The organism is Microbacterium sp. AK031 (assembly GCF_024807145.1).
Taxonomy (GTDB): Bacteria; Actinomycetota; Actinomycetes; order Actinomycetales; family Microbacteriaceae; genus Microbacterium.
The window spans coordinates 81,605-97,654 of sequence record NZ_JANUCA010000008.1 but is presented as its reverse complement, the minus strand read 5'-3'; the positions used below and the strand labels follow the sequence as shown (position 1 = coordinate 97,654).

Annotated in this window: 14 protein-coding genes and 1 pseudogene; 6 read left to right on the top strand and 9 right to left on the bottom strand. The window is 64.3% G+C overall.

The window, feature by feature from the left end; translation table 11 throughout:
- Nucleotides 1-3: 3 nt before the first annotated feature.
- From HDC95_RS14490 to HDC95_RS14475, 4 genes are read left to right on the top strand one after another with little or no spacing between them, the layout of a single operon-like run.
- The gene (locus HDC95_RS14490; RefSeq protein ID WP_259064318.1) at nucleotides 4-1,059 is read left to right on the top strand and encodes an ABC transporter ATP-binding protein; all 1,056 of its coding nucleotides are present in this window, start codon (nucleotides 4-6) and stop codon (nucleotides 1,057-1,059) included.
- A gap of 1 nt (nucleotide 1,060) precedes the next feature.
- Nucleotides 1,061-2,950 (top strand): iron ABC transporter permease, encoded by a 1,890-nt coding sequence (locus tag HDC95_RS14485; RefSeq protein ID WP_310503264.1) that lies wholly within the window; start codon nucleotides 1,061-1,063, stop codon nucleotides 2,948-2,950.
- A complete protein-coding gene (locus HDC95_RS14480; RefSeq protein WP_259064317.1) occupies nucleotides 2,947-3,996 on the top strand; it encodes a LacI family DNA-binding transcriptional regulator in 1,050 nt (349 codons plus the stop codon). The genes HDC95_RS14485 and HDC95_RS14480 overlap by 4 nt, the downstream gene beginning before the upstream one ends.
- A 33-nt stretch (nucleotides 3,997-4,029) precedes the next feature.
- On the top strand, nucleotides 4,030-4,944 hold the full coding sequence (locus HDC95_RS14475) for a metallophosphoesterase (RefSeq protein WP_259064316.1): 915 nt from the start codon (nucleotides 4,030-4,032) through the stop codon (nucleotides 4,942-4,944).
- Nucleotides 4,945-4,967: 23 nt separating this feature from the next.
- Here HDC95_RS14475 and HDC95_RS14470 read toward each other — a convergent pair whose 3' ends face one another.
- Nucleotides 4,968-6,089: a Fic family protein gene (locus tag HDC95_RS14470; protein WP_259064315.1), complete on the bottom strand. Its 1,122-nt coding sequence runs from the start codon at nucleotides 6,087-6,089 to the stop codon at nucleotides 4,968-4,970.
- Between the two features lie 117 nt (nucleotides 6,090-6,206).
- On the bottom strand, nucleotides 6,207-6,467 hold the full coding sequence (locus tag HDC95_RS14465; RefSeq protein WP_259064314.1) for a hypothetical protein: 261 nt from the start codon (nucleotides 6,465-6,467) through the stop codon (nucleotides 6,207-6,209).
- Nucleotides 6,468-6,535: 68 nt separating this feature from the next.
- Between HDC95_RS14465 and HDC95_RS14460 the strand changes: the two are divergent.
- Both HDC95_RS14460 and HDC95_RS14455 read left to right on the top strand, forming a co-directional pair.
- A pseudogene (locus HDC95_RS14460) lies at nucleotides 6,536-7,459 on the top strand (MFS transporter); the annotation flags it as partial.
- Between the two features lie 386 nt (nucleotides 7,460-7,845).
- Entirely contained in the window at nucleotides 7,846-9,483 is a 1,638-nt protein-coding gene (locus HDC95_RS14455; RefSeq protein WP_259064313.1) for an amidohydrolase, read from the top strand.
- Nucleotides 9,484-9,488: 5 nt separating this feature from the next.
- Here the strand turns inward: HDC95_RS14455 and HDC95_RS14450 are convergent, their stop codons facing one another.
- The 7 genes from HDC95_RS14450 to HDC95_RS14420 are packed head-to-tail and all read right to left on the bottom strand — an operon-like array spanning nucleotide 9,489 to nucleotide 16,042.
- The gene (locus HDC95_RS14450) at nucleotides 9,489-10,154 is read right to left on the bottom strand and encodes an RraA family protein (protein ID WP_259064312.1); all 666 of its coding nucleotides are present in this window, start codon (nucleotides 10,152-10,154) and stop codon (nucleotides 9,489-9,491) included.
- A gap of 23 nt (nucleotides 10,155-10,177) precedes the next feature.
- Nucleotides 10,178-11,464, bottom strand: coding sequence for a TRAP transporter large permease (locus HDC95_RS14445; protein ID WP_259064311.1), 1,287 nt, complete (start codon nucleotides 11,462-11,464; stop codon nucleotides 10,178-10,180).
- Entirely contained in the window at nucleotides 11,461-11,970 is a 510-nt protein-coding gene (locus HDC95_RS14440; RefSeq protein ID WP_259064310.1) for a TRAP transporter small permease, read from the bottom strand. Before HDC95_RS14440 ends, HDC95_RS14445 begins: the two co-directional genes overlap by 4 nt.
- Before the next feature lie 42 nt (nucleotides 11,971-12,012).
- Nucleotides 12,013-13,044 carry a C4-dicarboxylate TRAP transporter substrate-binding protein gene (locus tag HDC95_RS14435; RefSeq protein ID WP_259064309.1) on the bottom strand — a complete coding sequence of 344 codons (1,032 nt, stop codon included), beginning with the start codon at nucleotides 13,042-13,044 and terminating at the stop codon, nucleotides 12,013-12,015.
- A 48-nt stretch (nucleotides 13,045-13,092) separates the two neighbouring features.
- Complete coding sequence (locus HDC95_RS14430; protein ID WP_259064308.1) at nucleotides 13,093-14,133, bottom strand: zinc-binding alcohol dehydrogenase family protein; 1,041 nt, start codon at nucleotides 14,131-14,133, stop codon at nucleotides 13,093-13,095.
- Between the two features lie 2 nt (nucleotides 14,134-14,135).
- Nucleotides 14,136-14,903, bottom strand: a complete 768-nt coding sequence (locus HDC95_RS14425) for an SDR family NAD(P)-dependent oxidoreductase (protein ID WP_259064307.1) — start codon at nucleotides 14,901-14,903, stop codon at nucleotides 14,136-14,138.
- The gene (locus HDC95_RS14420; protein WP_259064306.1) at nucleotides 14,900-16,042 is read right to left on the bottom strand and encodes a mandelate racemase/muconate lactonizing enzyme family protein; all 1,143 of its coding nucleotides are present in this window, start codon (nucleotides 16,040-16,042) and stop codon (nucleotides 14,900-14,902) included. Before HDC95_RS14420 ends, HDC95_RS14425 begins: the two co-directional genes overlap by 4 nt.
- Nucleotides 16,043-16,050 lie beyond the last annotated feature (8 nt).

The window sequence follows — 16,050 nt, the reverse complement described above, 5'->3', positions numbered from 1 at the left end:
ACCATGATCCGATTCGAAGATGTCGATGTCGCGTTCGGCGAACACCGCGCGGTCTCGCACCTCGATCTGGAGATCCAGGAGGGTGAGTTCTTCACCCTCCTGGGTCCGTCCGGATGCGGGAAGACCACCGCCCTGCGCTCCCTCGCCGGATTCGTCCAGCCGACCGGCGGGCGCATACTCATCGCCGGCCGCGACGTCACGCGGGTGCCCAGCGAGAAGCGCGAGGTGGGCATGGTGTTCCAGAACTACGCCCTCTTCCCGAGCATGAATGTGCGCGAGAACATCGCGTTCGGGCTCACGGTGAACAAACGCGGGCAGACGGATGCGAAGAAGGTGTCGAAGGCCGAGCAGACCCGCCGCGTCAACGAGATCGCCGATCGCACCGGACTGGCGCTGAGCCAGCTCGACAAGAACGTGTCGGAGCTCTCGGGCGGGCAGCAGCAGCGCGTGGCCATCGCCCGCGCGCTCGTGCTCACCCCGCGCATCCTGCTGCTCGACGAGCCGCTGTCGAACCTCGACGCGAAACTCCGCGTGCAGCTGCGCGAGCAGCTGAAAGAACTGCAGCACGAGGTCGGCGTGACGACGGTCTACGTCACGCACGATCAGGAAGAGGCGCTGACGCTCAGCGACCGGATCGCGGTGCTGGATGCCGGACACCTCCAGCAGGTCGGCACCCCAGAGGAGATCTACGACCGCAGCGGTACGCCGTTCGTCTGCCGCTTCATCGGCGAGAACAACCGCCTCACCCCCGCCGTGCTCATCAGCCTGGGCAGTGGGCCCGGTGCCCCCGCTCTGGATGCCACGGCAGAGAGCTACGTCCGCCCAGAGAAGCTGCACCTGGCCGCGCCGGATGCGGCGGCGAACTCGCCGGCATCCCTCGACGGATCCGTCGTCGGCCGCACCTATCACGGCAGCCACAGCGTCTACACGGTGGCCGTCGAAGACACCACGCTCCGGGTGAGCGTTCCTGCCGGCGCGAGCGCGCACCAGTGGGATGCCGGGGATGCCGTTCGCGTCGACGTCGACCCCCGCTGGATCCTGCAGTACCCGGCGGTGTGACGTGACAGATCCGAAGAGTCCCGTCCCTCCGCCATCGGCGGGGCTTCCCGGTGAGGCCGGGGCCCTGACGGGCGTAGCATCCGCTCTCCGCGGCGGCAAGACGGGCAAGAACGGGAAGAGCGGCGGGAGGGGCGGCAACGACAAACCCGGCAGCATCCGTGCGATGCTCCGCTCGCCGCTCGCCTGGGTGACCGTCATCGCCGTCATCTGGTTCGCCGCCGCGTTCCTCGTGCTGCCGAACGCTGCTCTGCTGGGGACGACGTTCTTCCCGGATGGACAGTTCAGCATCCGGGCCGTCGAGAAGCTGCTCGGCAGCGAGCGCGCGCTGAAGACGCTCGGCAACAGCTTCCTCCTCGCGATCACGCTGTCCGTCACCGTCAACGTCGTCGGTGTGTTCATCGTGCTCGTCACGCAATACTTCAAGATCCGCGGGGCGAAGCTGCTGTGGCTGGGGTACGCGACGACGCTCATCTACGGCGGCATCGTGCTCGCCGCCGGCTACAACTTCATCTACGGGCGGTTCGGGTTCGTCACGAACCTGATGGTCAACTGGTGGCCGGAGATGAACCGCGACTGGTTCTCCGGCTTCTTCGCGGTCGCGTTCGTGATGACCTTCGCGACGACGACCAACCACATGCTGTTCCTGTCGTCATCGCTCGGCAAGGTCGACTACGCCTCGATCGAGGCCGCCAAGCTCATGGGCGCCTCGTCGTGGACCATCCTCCGCCGCATCGTGCTGCCGGTGATGAAGCCCATGCTGTTCGCCGTCACGGTGCTGACGTTCCTCATCGGCCTCGGTGCGCTGACCGCACCGCTCGTGCTCGGCGGCCCGGACTTCCAGACCGTCGCTCCGCTCATCATCGACCTCTCACGCAGCCCCGTGACGCGCGACATCGCCGCACTCCTCGCCATCGTGCTGGGACTCGCGACCGTCATCCTGCTGGCGATCATGAACCGCGCCGAGAAGTCGGGTGTGTACTTCTCGGTCGCGAAGGTGGCGACGCCGATCCAGAAGCAGCAGATCCGCAATCCGTTCGCGAACGTCGTCGTGCACGTCATCGCGTACGTGCTGTGGGTGATCTACCTGATACCGGTGGTGCTGATCGCGATCTTCTCGTTCGTCGATGCGCGCAGCATCCTCGCCGGCGCCATCACGCTCGACAGTTTCACGCTCGACAACTACATCACCGTGTTCAGCAGTGCGCAGGCGCTTCGGCCCTTCATCGTCAGCGTCGTGTACAGCGCGCTCGCCTCGGTGATCGTCGTCGTCGGGCTGCTGTTCGTCGCGCGGGTGCTGCAGAAGCATCGGAACGTGCTCACGACGGCGATCGAGTACGTGCTGCACATTCCGTGGATCCTGCCGATCGTACTCATCGCGCTCGCCCTGGTGATGACGTTCGACAAGCCGCAGGCGATCGTCGGCAACATCGTGCTGACCGGCACTCCGATCCTGCTGCTGATCGCATACATCTGCGTGAAGATCCCGTTCACGCTGCGGCTGCTGAAGGCGGCGTTCGCGTCGGTTCCGGATTCGCTGGAAGACGCCTCCCGCATCCTCGGTGCCGGGTCGCTGACCGCGTTCCGTCGAGTGCTGCTCCCGCTCGTGCTGCCCACCGCTGCGGCGATCACGGCGCTGAATTTCAACAGCCTGCTCGACGACTACGACGCAGCGATCTTCCTCTACCACCCGCTGTATCAGCCGCTGGGTGTGGCGATCCAGGAGAGCACGCGTGGCGAGAACAATCTCGACGCGATGCCGATCACATTCGTGTACACGGTGCTGCTGATGATCATCATGGGTGCCACGATGTACCTCGTGTATGGACGAGGATCGCGCGCAGGCTCTTCGAAGGCGACGTCGCCGCGGAGACGTCGAGGGCGGGCCGCATGACTGCTGAGGATGCCGGTACTCCGGCCCTGCGCGTGACGATCAGCGATGTCGCATCGGCGGCGGGAGTGTCGCGGGCGACCGCGACGCGCGCGCTGAAGGGCGAGGGACGGTTCGCTTCGGAGACCCGTGACCGCATCCTCGAGGCCGCCGAACGGCTCGGATACGTGCGCAACACGATGGCCGCTGAACTCGCCGCCGGGCGCACCGGCACAGTGGGCTTGATGCTGCGCGATGCGAGCAACCCGGCCTACGGTCTGCTGTTCTCGCGTCTGCAGGATGAGGCGCATCGGCGAGGACTCGACCTCGTGACCGTGACGATCGGCGCGGACGAGCAGGGCGCCAAGCAGGTGAACGCGCTGCATCGCCTTCTCGGGATGCGGGTGGCCGGGCTCATCGTGGCGACGGGTGGCATCACCGCGGCGCAGCTCGAGCCGTTCGCCGATCAGGTGCCGATCGTTCGTGCCGGACGCGTCGAGGAGGCCGGCCGGATCCACTCCGCGCACTACGACGACCCGACCCATGGGCGGATGCTGGCGGAGCATGTGCTGGCCCTCGGCCACCGCAACGTCGTGGTGTTGACGGCCGCGCCGGAGGTGTCGTATCCCGAGCATCTGCGCGCGATGGCGATGCGCGAGACCCTCATCGCGGAGGGGGCGTCGGTGACGATGATCGCTGATGGCCCCCGCCCGGATGACGGCGTCGCCGAGGCGCTGGGCACTGTGCGCGACGGCGCGACAGCGGTGATGTGCGCTTCGGACTACCGTCAGCTCGCAGTGATGCGGGCCGCGCGCGATGCAGGTCTGGATGTGCCGGGGGATGTGAGCATCACCGGCTGCGACGGCATCCTGCCTGGGGCCGACCTGCTGGGGCTGACGACCGTCCGCATTCCTGTGGCGCAGGTCGCCGCGGCTGCCGTGGAGACCATGCAGACGCTGCTGACCTCGGCGCCGGCGTCGGAGACGGGGCCTGAGCTGAGGCCCGACACGATCCGGCAGGCCTTCGCCGGGGAGCTCGTTCCCGGGACCACGGCCGCGGCCGTCCGCTGACTTCTTGACCTTGTTCGTCGACCCGGAAGAGACATGATCCTCACCGAACACCCCCGTCCGTCGCACACCTTCGTGCACATCTCCGACACGCATCTGCCCGGCGAGCGTTCGCCCCTGTACGGCAGCGGGACGGATGCCGATTCGAACCTGTCGCTCATGCTGGACCGGCTGGTGGCTTCGGGGTTGAAGCCGGACGCACTGCTGATGACCGGGGACCTGACCGACCGGGGGGATGTGTCGGCGTACCGACGCTTGAGGGCACTTGTGGAGCCGGCGGCCGTGGCGCTCGAGTGCGAGATCGTGTGGGCGGCGGGGAACCACGACGACCGTGCGGCGATGCGGGCGGAGCTGCTGGATGGGTCGGGGGACGACCCGATCACGTCGGTGCGGTGGTTCGGCGACATGCGCGTGATCGTGCTGGACTCGACCGTGCCGGGTGCGCACTGGGGCGAGCTGGATGAGGCGCAGCTCTCATGGCTTGCCTCGGAGTTGTCGGTGGCTGCGCCGGCTGGGACGCTGCTGCTCATCCACCATCCGCCGCTGCCCACGGTTCTCGATTTGGCCGTGACGGTGGAGCTGCGCGATCAGCCGCGGCTCGCTGCGGTGCTGGCAGGGTCGGACGTGGGGGGCATTCTTTCGGGGCACGTGCATCATCCGTCGTTCGGCACGTTCGCGGGCATCCCGGTGGCGGTGGCATCGTCGAGCGCCTACGGGCAGGATCTGGCGCAGCCGATCGGTGCGACGCGGGGACAGGATGCTGCGCAGGGATACAACCTCGTGCACGTCTACGCCGACACGATCGTGCACTCGGCGGTGTCGCTGCAGCGCGGGACCGATGTCGGCGAACCGGTCGCAGCGGACGAGGCCGGGCGGCGGATCGCCGGGCGCGGGATCGGGTGGCGCGACGGGGCTCGGTCCGACGCATCACTCGCCGGCGACGACATCTGAACTCGTTGCGCGTCCGTCCCTGGTTAGAACAGAGTCGGCGGATTTGATTCTCCGCCAATCGTTTCATCCGCAGCGAGGATGTTCAGGAATCGGGTATTGATGAACAGACGATCCCGTCCGATTTTGAGATCTGTGAGCGCGCCACTCGCCACGAGGCCGTTCAACCACGCGGTGGCGGTCGGGCGCGACACGTTGCATCTCTCAATGACGTTCGAGATGCGAGCGTAGGGGTTCTCGAACAGGACATCGAGCAAGTCGGCGTTGCTGCCGGCTTTCGTGGCGTCTCGGATATCCTGTCGTACCGTTTCCTGCAGCTCCTGTATCCGATCGATCTTCCGCAATGTCTGTTGAGCGGTCTCCTCGAGTCCGCTCAGTATGAACTCGATCCACTCTTCCCAGGCGATGTCTCTCGTAACCGCTAGCAAGAGACGGTAGTACTCGTCCTTGTTCCGGATGATGAATCGAGAGAGGTAAAGGATCGGCGCGTTCAAGAGCCCCGCTTCGACGAGTTGAAGGACATTGAGGATCCTGCCCGTCCTTCCGTTGCCGTCTTCGAACGGGTGAATTGCCTCGAACTGGTAGTGGGAGATGGCCATCGTGATGAGCGGGTCTGTTTCAGAGTCCGCGTGAAGGAATTCCGCCCAGTTGGAGAGTTTGTCGAGGATGACCCGCTCGCCGATTGGCGGAGTGTAGATCGCCTGTTGCGTTCGGGGGTTGCCGATGTATGTTCCGGGAAGGCGGCGGACGCCCATCTCTCGGCGATGGATGTTCGTGCACACTTCGATTGCCGTGGTGACCGAGAGCGGTCGAGCACGAATCGCATCCATACCGGCGAAGAGCGCCGCCCGGTATCGCAACGTCTCCTTCGTGTCCGGGCTTGCGGCATCGGACGGCTCATGGACGAACCGGAAAAGTTCATCTGTGGTCGTGACTATGTTCTCTATCTCCGAGCTCGCCTGCGCTTCGAGAAGCGAGATCGAGTTGACGAGGACCATTGGGTTCTGCATCCGCTTGGCAGCCTGGTCAAGCGCTGCGATCGCCGCCCGGGCGCGGATCGCCGACCGCAGCACGGACTTCGTCTCGTAGTCCGCATGTGGGGGTAAGAGCGGGAGATCGTTGTACGGCACCTCTGGGGACCAGGTCATCTGTAAAGAATACGCACACATTCACCCAACGTGTAAAAATTCGGCCGTTTTTTTTACACGTTTTCACGACGTGTCAAATGCCTTGCATGGAACTCACCTGACGCCGGGCCGTCAGGCCTACGCGGGATACGTCCCTTCCGGACACAGATCGGGGACATGCGTTGCAACGAGTGGGTGGGTGGCCGGCAACTGGCAGAACAGCGGCAGCGTCATCACCCGGGTGCCGCGCAGCCTCGAGGCCGGCGGGCTGGTCGTCACCGCGAGGTCGGCTCCGGTGCGCAGGCGGTCGTAGGTCTCGACGGGTGTCGCGATCATCACGTCGGAAATCGGGTCGCCCTCGGCGCACGAGGTCGCGGGCCATGGGTTCAAGGCGCTCACCGGCGTAGGTCGTCATCATCCCGTTCGGCATCCGGCGGAAAGTTCTCCCCCGACAGAGAGGGCCACTTATGGCCACTTCGCACACTGAGATCTCCCCGGCCCGCCAGCGACGGTCGATGGTCGGCGCCTTCGTCGGCACTGCGATCGAGTGGTACGACTTCTACATCTTCGGCACCGCCGCCGCGCTCGTGTTCGGCCGCGTCTTCTACCCGGACGTCGCTCCGGGCGCCGCGCTGCTGGCGTCTTTCACGACCTTCTGGGTCGGCTTCCTCATGCGTCCCGTCGGAGGCCTCGTCTTCGGGCACTTCGGCGACAAGCTCGGGCGCAAGAACGTTCTCGTCATCACCCTGGTCTTGATGGGAGTGGCGACGACCCTGATCGGCCTGCTGCCGACGTTCGCGCAGATCGGGATGCTGGCGCCGATCCTGCTCGTCGTGCTCCGTGGCCTGCAGGGCTTCGCCGTCGGCGGCGAGTGGGGTGGGGCCGTGCTGCTCTCCACCGAGAACGCCCGGCCAGAGAAGAAGGGTCTCGCCGGCGCATGGGTGCAGCAGGGGTCGCCTGCCGGATCCATCCTCGCCACACTGATGTTCCTCCTCGTGGGCCTGCTGCCCGATGAGCAGTTCATCTCGTGGGGGTGGCGCATCCCGTTCCTGGTCTCCGCGATCCTCGTGGCCGTCGGTCTCGTCATCCGTCTGAAGGTGGAGGAGTCACCTGACTTCGTCGCGGCGAAGCAGAAGCAGGAGGTCGTGAGCGCGCCGGTGCTCGTCGCACTCCGCACGGCTCCGATCTTCATCGGACTCGGCGTCCTGGCATCCGTCATGGGCATCTCGAACGCCTACTTCTCGAACACGTTCCTGCTGTCGTGGACCACCGGATCGCTGGGCCTCGACCGTCAGCTGATGCTCAACATCCTGCTGGGCATGGCCGTGCTTCAGTTCATCTGGCAGCCGATCGCCGCGAAGATCGCCGAGCGCTTCGGCATCGCCAGGGTCATGCTCACGGGCCTCGTGTTCAGCGTGCTGCTGACCGTTCCGTACTTCCTGGCCATCCAGGCGGGCATCCCCTCTGTGGATAGCCGTCACGCTCTACGCCACGATCCTCGGCAGCACGGCCTATTACGCGCTGCTGGCCACATTCCTGGCGTCGGCCTTCCCCGCCCGCATTCGGTACTCGGGTGTCTCACTCGCCTACCAGTTGTGCGCCACGGTGTTCGGCGGTTCGACCCCGCTGGTCGCGCAGTGGATCCTGAACTCCAGCGGCGGCAGCGTCTGGGCGGTCGCGGTGTTCTACGCCGTGATGATCCTCGTCACGATCGCCGGCGTGTGGGGTCTGCAGCGTCAGATCGTGCGGCAGGTGGCGCGGGAGAGCGCGGCCTGACATGCATATCGACGCGATCTTCACCAACGCCCGCATCCGCACCCTCGACCCCGAGCGGCCGTTCGCGCACAGCATCGGCACGCTGGGCGGCCGCATCGTCGGTTTCGACGACGACCTGCATGGCCTGGATGCCGACCGCATCGTCGATCTCGGCGGGCAGCCGGTGCTCCCCGGATTCCACGACGCGCACCATCACCTCTCGCTGACGGGGTTCCGCCTGGCGTCGTTGAATCTGCGTCCTGGCGCGGTGAACTCGCTGGCCGAGCTGTATGCCGCGGTCCGTGAGTATGCGGACGGCCTGGCACCGGATGCCTGGGTACGAGGCGCCGGATACGACCAGAACTTCCTCGAGGATCATCCGACGGCAGAGGCGCTGGATCGTGTGGCCGGCGGCCGGCCTGTCCTTCTGGAGCACGTCTCCGGTCACATGCTCGTGGCCAACACTCGTGCGTTCGAGCTCGTCGGTTATCCGCGGAGGGAGGGCTATCCGGACATCGCGGGTGGCAGCATCCCGCGCGATGCCGACGGACGGCCGCAGGGTCTGCTGCAGGAGTCGGCGATGGGTCCGATCAACGCCTTGGTGCGCCCCGTCGGGCTTGACGAGGTGCAGCGCAATCTCGGTCTCGCCGGCGATCAGGCGCTGAGCTACGGGCTCACCTCGGTCACCGAGCCCGGCATCGGCGAGATCCGGGTGGTCGGCAACAGCCCGCTCGATTACCACGCGTATCAGACGGCAGTCGAGCAGCGGACGCTACGGGTGCGGACGACCCTGATGCCGTACATCACCGTGCTGCATCCCTTCAAGGATCTGCCCGATAAAGACGTGCTGGGGCTGGACCTCGGCATCCGCACCGGTCTCGGCGACGACATGCTGCGCGTCGGGCCGGTGAAGATCGTCGCTGACGGTTCGTTCATCGGGCGATCGGCCGCCATGCACGCGTGCTTCCACGGCGAGGCCGACAACTTCGGCGTGCTGCTGCACGAGCCGGAGCAGCTGCGCGATTACATCGTCGGCGCGCACCGCGCCGGCTGGACGGTCGCCACGCACGCGATCGGCGACCGGGCGATCACGCATGTGCTGGATGCCATCGAGGAGGCGCAGCGGATCGCGCCGCGGCCCAACGTGCGCCACTGCATCGAGCACTTCGCGTTGGCGAGCGACGCCGACGTCGCGCGCGCTGCTCGTCTCGGGGTGATTCCGGTGCCGCAGGGCGTCTTCCTGTCGGACTTCTGCGATGGCATGGCCGCCGCCGTGGCTGAGGATCGTCACGACGACATCTACCGCGTGAAGTCGCTGGCGGATGCCGGGATCGTCCTCAACGGATCGACTGACTCCCCCATCTCGGATGCGAACCCGCTCGTCTCGCTGCGAGACATGGTGCTGCGGAGGACCGGTTCTGGTGCCGTGCTCGGCGAGCGCGAGCGGATCTCGATCGACGAGGCCGTGCGGGCCTATACGTATGGTTCGGCGTACGCGGTCGGTCAAGAACGTTCGAAGGGGATGCTGAAGGTCGGGATGCTGGCGGACTTCATCGCGCTCAGTGATGATCTGTATGAGATTCCGGCGGAGCGGATCGCGGAGCAGGAGGTTACGGCGACCGTTGTGGGTGGGGTCGTGGAGTTCGGGAACGTGGGGTAGGGGAACTACAACACACCGTAGGTCGCGAAGGCCTCCGTCGCACTCATCCCCGACTCGACCGCCGAACGGACCACCTTCTCGGTACGCGCCTTCTCCATCGCCCGAGCGATGACGTCGACGTGCACGGCCTGGGGGATGATCACCACCCCATCGACATCGCCGAAGACGATGTCGCCCGAGTGAACGACCGCCTGCCCGATCTCAATCGGGCAGCGGAAGTCCACGACCTGGGTCCGCACGGATGAGTCCTGCGCCCAAGCCCCCCGGCTGAACACCGGGAAGCCCTGCTCGAGCACCTGCGGTGTGTCGCGATGCCACCCACTGACTACGGCACCGGTCGCTCCGCGGGCTCGTGCGGTCGCAGTGAGCAACTCACCCCAGTACGCGCAGCGCCCGGTGCCTCCCACTGCGATGTAAATCTCATCAGTTTCGAGCTGGTCCAACGCCTCAGTGAGCCTGCCGAACGGCGTGCGCTGCGGGCCGAACACGTCGATCATCAGGACCGTCATTGCACGGCCCGCAAGCTTCATGTCCGAAGTCATTGCCCGGATCTCCGGGGGGAGGAACTGATGCGTGAAACCCAGTTCGTCGAGAATGTCCCCGACAACCGGCGTATACAGCCGTTCGCGCATGAGCGCGAACATCTCCGCATCGGAGGACCATTCAGCCATCGAGCACACCTTTCATAGCGGGATCAGTAGAGGAGGTTTACCAGGCCGGTCGACAGCAACGGCACGAACATCAGCAGCAGCAGGAATCCACCGAACAGTGCGTAGAACGGTACGGCCTCACGAATGAAGTCCGCCGTCTTGGTTTTCGTGATGCTGTTCACGACAAACATCAGCGTTCCCACGGGCGGCGTGAATGCGCCGACGGTGTTGGCGAAGATGAAGACCATCGCGAAGTGAACAGGGTCGAGCCCGAATGTGGCCGCGATGGGGGCAAACAACGGCACTAGCACGATCATCGTCGCGTTACCCTCGATGAACATCCCCACAATCAGAAGGAATGCGCCGACAGCGAGAAGGAACAACCACTCGTTGTGAATCGACCCGACGATGAGTTGGCTGAATTGTTGCGGGATCATCTCACGGGTCAAGATCCAGGAGAAGGTAGCAGCCGCGGCGATGATCAACAGGATGGATGCCGTGGTGACGATCGTCTCTTTGAGGCCTCCGAGAAGATCGCGCGCCTTCAACTTCCGATAGAAGAGCCCGAGCAGCACCACATAGACGACTGCGACGGCTCCAGCCTCCGTGGTCGTGAAGATCCCAAATCGGATGCCACCGATAATTATCACGGGCAGGCACAGGGGCAACACCGCGTGACGAAACGGGCCGGCGATCTCCCTGGTCTTTGGCCGGGTCGTGCGCAGCGGCTCGTACCCCCGCCGTTTGGAGATCCGACTAACCAAGAACATCATGATGACGGCGAGGAGTGCACCAGGCACGATACCGGCGACGAACAGCTTGCCGATCGAGACATGCGCGATGCTGCCGTAGATGATGAGACCGATCCCGGGCGGGATGAGCGGCGTGATGATGCTGGATGCCGCAGTGAGCACCGACGAGAACGTTCGAGAGATCCCCTGCTTCACCATTGCCGGAACGAGAATTTTCGACTGCATCGCAGCATCTGCGAGCGCTGATCCCGAGAGACCGCCCATCATGAGCGAAAGGACGATGTTCACCTGTGCGAGCCCACCCCGCAGCCGTCCAGTCAGCACGATGGCGAGGTTCATGATCCGTTGAGTGACGCCGGCGTTGTTCATCAGCACGCCCGCGGCGACGAAGAACGGAATCGCGAGTAGCGTAATGCTCTCGGTGCCGGTAATCGCCTGCTGCGCGAAGATCGCCGCGTTGAGCCCCGGCGTCAGAAGGAAGTACACAGCAGACGCACCGAACACTGCGAGGAAGACTGGCACTTTGGCGAAAAGCAGGACGAAGAGCACGCACAGCATCGCAATGACTGCCATGGTCATGCGCCTGCCTCCTTCTTTTCGTTCCGACGGCCGAAGACTTCGCTGAGAGCGGGCCAGAACTCGGTCGCCGTGTAGCTGATGATCATGAGCACGACGGCGACCGGCGCAATGCCGTAGACGATCGTGTACGGCATGTCGAGCACTGGAGTTCCTCTGCCGGTCATCGCGAAGAGCTGCAGAAAGTCCATGCACCGTAAGAACAGATAAAGGAGGATCGCGTAGACGATGACACCGATCGCTATCCGGGCAGTCCTCTGCGCTGCAGTCGGCAGCGAATCGATGACGATCTCGACGGCGACGTGCCCGTGGCTGCGGAACGCGAGCGAGCCGCCGAGGAAAGCCAGCCACACCATGCTGGCCAGCTGAACCTCCTCCATCCAGGTGAATGGGCTGTTGAAGACGTATCGCAGCACGACTCCGGCGAAAGTGCACGTGACGAGGAAGACGAGAACAGCGACAAGGACGACTACTTCGACTGTGTCGAGTGTCTTGAGAGCCCTTCGCATACTCACCTGCTTTCTGATGGAGGCGGTTCGACTGGTGGGGAACTACTTGCCCATGGCCTCGCGAGTCACCTCGTAGAGGTCATCCGACCACCCAAACGTGTCGCCCATCTCGTAGAACGACTTGCCTGCATCGGCCCACTCAGCGCGCTGTTCGTCGGTGAGCTCGGTGATGGTGACGCCCGCGTCCTCCAGCAGCTGGCGATACTCGACGTCCGCCTTCTCCTGAAGCTGGTTGTTGTAGAGGCCCGCTTCTTCGGCAGTGTCGTAGAGCAGTTGCTGTTGCTCATCGGTCAACGTGTCCATGAAGGTCGAGCCCGCCACCCACGTCGTGAAGTTCTTGATATGGCCGGTGAGGAGAACGTTCTTGGAGACCTCCTGGAAGCTCCCGCCGTACAGCGTCGACAGGGGATTTTCGACGCCGTCGATGACACCGCTCTGCAGCGAGCTGTACACATCGCTCAGATCCATGCCGACCGGCGTCGCGCCCAGGGCCGCGAAGCCTTCGATGTAGATCTTGGCGTTGGCGAGACGGATCTTCTGTCCGCGGAGGTCGTCGGGGGTGAGCACGGACGAATTCGTCATGAGGTGACGCTCGCCATAGACCCAGTTCGACGTGAGGAGCGTAAGGCCCTTCTCGTCCAGCAAGCCCGACTGCTCGGCGTACCAGTCGCTGTCAAGCAGAGCCCAGACGTCTTCCCAGGTATCGAAGAAGAACGGGCCATACATGATGCCCATGTCCGGAACCCCGTAATCGGCATAGAACGCTCCATCGGCGATCGTGATGATGTTCTCACCGAGCACCATCTGATCGATCAGTTCGCTCTTGGAACCCAACGCGCTGCTCGGGAACAGCTCCAGCGTTATCTCGCCGTCGCTGTGCTCCTCCAGCAGCTCTGCCCAGTGCTGCACCGCCTGGCCGATCGGTTCGTCGGCCGTGTTCTCGAAACCGACCTGGATCGTCACCGGCTGTCCCTCGGCGGTCGGCTGCGCGGACGAGCCCGAACATGCGGTGAGTGCCACTGCCGCGATCGCTGCAGATGATGTGAGCATCATCGCTCTGGTGTTCATCTTCATGGGTTTCCCCGTCTCTCTACTCAGTGTGTTGGCCAGCTGGCCCGGTGGTCAGAATCGGATGAGAAGCTTTGTTATCTCGCCCGAATTGCGGTCGAGATCTTCGAGTGCCTGGGGCATTTCCTCCGCGCTGAACTCGCGCGTGATCAGTGGGCCGAGATCTACATGGCCGTCTCGGACGAGCGCCATCGTGGCCTCGAAGTCACTGCGCGTGGCGGCGCGAGAGCCCATGACGGTGAGTTCCTTGCGCTGCAGCTCGGTCGCATTGAAGTCCGCAGACGACTTGGAAACGCCGATAACGACGACGTGCCCGCCGCTGGCCGCGGCCTCGACGCAGGCGAGGAACGCTGCGGGCAGCCCAACTGCCTCTACAGTCGCATCGAACCCGTCACCGCAAGTGATCCGTTCGATGTTCGCGCGCAGCGACTCAGAAGAGTCGTTTACGAAACCGCCGTCGAGCCCGAAGTCTCGCACCGCCGCTTCCACCTTCACCGCGGAGATATCAGTCACGTACACCTGCGCGCCGCGGCTCTTCGCGGACACGGCGGCGAGTATTCCGATCGCTCCCGCGCCGAAGACGAGAACTCGATCCTCTGCGCCCAGCGGGATGCGTCCGACACCGTGATAGCTGATACTGAAGGGCTCGATGAGAGCGAGGGCCCGAGGATCGATGCCCGATCCGTCGTAGATCCGGTCGATCGGCATGGTGAACAGCTCGCTGAATGCTCCTTCGCGCTGCACACCCATCGTCTGGTTCTCGGTACAGGCGTTGACGCGTCCGCGCCGACATGAATAGCAGACGCCGCAGTTGAAATAGGGAAGCGCCGTGACGAGCATTCCGGGCGTGATGCCGTGATCGTTAGGCCCTACCTCCACCACCTCGGCAGAGAACTCGTGACCAAGCGTGCGCGGATAGCTGACGTACGCAGAGATTCCACGGTACGACGCAAGGTCGCTCCCGCAGACGCCACCGAAGCGCATCCGCAGTAGAGCCTCGCCCGCTGCCGGGACAGGAGCGACAGCATCGACAAGCTGTACGACTCCGGGCTCGGTGAGCACGATGCCTGTGATGGTGTGCGCATTCTCCACCATGCTCAGAACCCCTTCCCGAGTGCGCCGCCGTCGACCGCGAAATCCTGGGCGGTGATGTAACGGCCCGCATCGCTCAGAAGGAAGAGGGCCATATCGGCGATGTTCTGCGGATCGCCGTAGCGACCGAGCGGAATCCGCGCCAGAACACGGCGCTCCCGTTCCGGGTCAGCCTCGAGCACACTGCGGTTCATCTCGCTGGGGAACCATCCGGGAGAGATGGAGTTGACCAATACATTGTCCTGGGCCCATTCGATGGCGAGACCACGTGTGAGTCCGAGCACAGCGGCTTTGGAGGCGCAGTACGGGGTTACTTCGGGAAACCCGAGGTGCGCGGCCATCGACGCGATGCTCACGATGCGCCCCACGTGTTCTGACTTCGAGAGATAGGGAAAAGTCTCACGCGCGAGTGTGAAGAGCGCGTCGATGTTCACGTCCTGGACGTTGCGCCACTGCGACGTCGTCAGCCCCTCGGCACGTCGCTTAACGGTCGCGCCAGCGTTGTTCACGAGAAAGTCGATTCCCTCGGACTCTCCCAGGCGACGCACGGCCTCTGTCACTGCCTGCTCGTCCGTCACATCCACAGACCACTGGGTGACGCCGGCGTGATCCGCCTCTTCGCGAACCGTGCGATTGAAGGCATATACCTTCGCCCCAGCGTCGGCAAGCACACCGGCGATCGCCGTTCCGAGTCCACTCGACTGGCCGGTGACGACGCCGACACGTCCTTCGAGAGAGGACAGACGCGTCGAGACCGCGTGCGCAGCGCTCATGCCGACGTTCCGACCGCGCTGGCTCCGATACTTTTGCTGACAACCGGGATCTCAGCGACCTCATGCAGGAATTCAGGCAAGAAGCGGAACCCCCAACCGTCGCCCGTCCTCGGAGTGGCAAAGCCACCCTTGATCGGCATCGGCGCATCAACGATCGCGTCGATCCAGTCGAATGACTCTGCGCCGAATCCGTTCGAGACCGTCGCCAGCAAAGGCACGTCGTAGTCCTTGTAATAGTGCGGCAACACCGGGATGCGGTGCGCTGCGGCGAGCGCGGCTGAATCTCGCCATGCGTCGACACCGCCGAGACGGATGATGTCGGGCTGCCAAAGGTCGATGGCGCCCCGCCGCAGGAGTTCGCGCAGGGCGACGGTGTCATACTCGCGCTCTCCCATCGCCAGGGAGATGCGTGTCTTCGAGTGAATGGCGGCGTAGCCGTCGAAGTCATCTCTTGGAATGGGCTCTTCGAACCAATGGATGTCGAGGTCAGCGGCACGGTGGATCAGCGCGATAGCACTCGGCACGTCCATCCCCTGGTTGGCATCCATCATGATCTTGAGCCCACTGCCGACCGCTTCGCGCACCCTGCGCAGTCGTTCCACGTCGCGCTCGATCTCGGGCGAGCCGACCTTGATCTTGACGGCGGTGAATCCGCGTCCCTTGTAGTCCAGGACTTCATCGATCAATTCGTCATCACTGTAGGACAGCCATCCACCGCTTCCATAGACGGGCACCTTGCGAGAGTGTGAGCCGAGCACCTTCCAGATCGGCTGGCCAAGATGTCGCGCCCAGGCGTCCCACATCGTGACGTTGGCAATGGCCAGAGCCCATCGCTGCAAGCCACTGATGCCGAAGTACTCTGACTCCCGCTCATAGTCGTTCTGGACGTCGCGCGTCTGATGCACGTCGTACTCGCGATCGAGGATGAAGCGGCGAAGGTCGTGCAAGGCGCCGCAGATCGCCTGCGGGGAGTAATGGAAGGCGAGGAGATAGCCCTGGCCGATGACGCCGGCCTCGGTCTCGAGTTCCATCACGTAGAAGGCGATCTCAGAGATGTCGTGCGTAGCGTCCGAGACCGGCCGCGATGTGGCTGAGGTGGCTCGGAAGAATCGGATGTCGCGAATGCGGGTGCCCGTCATGAGGACTC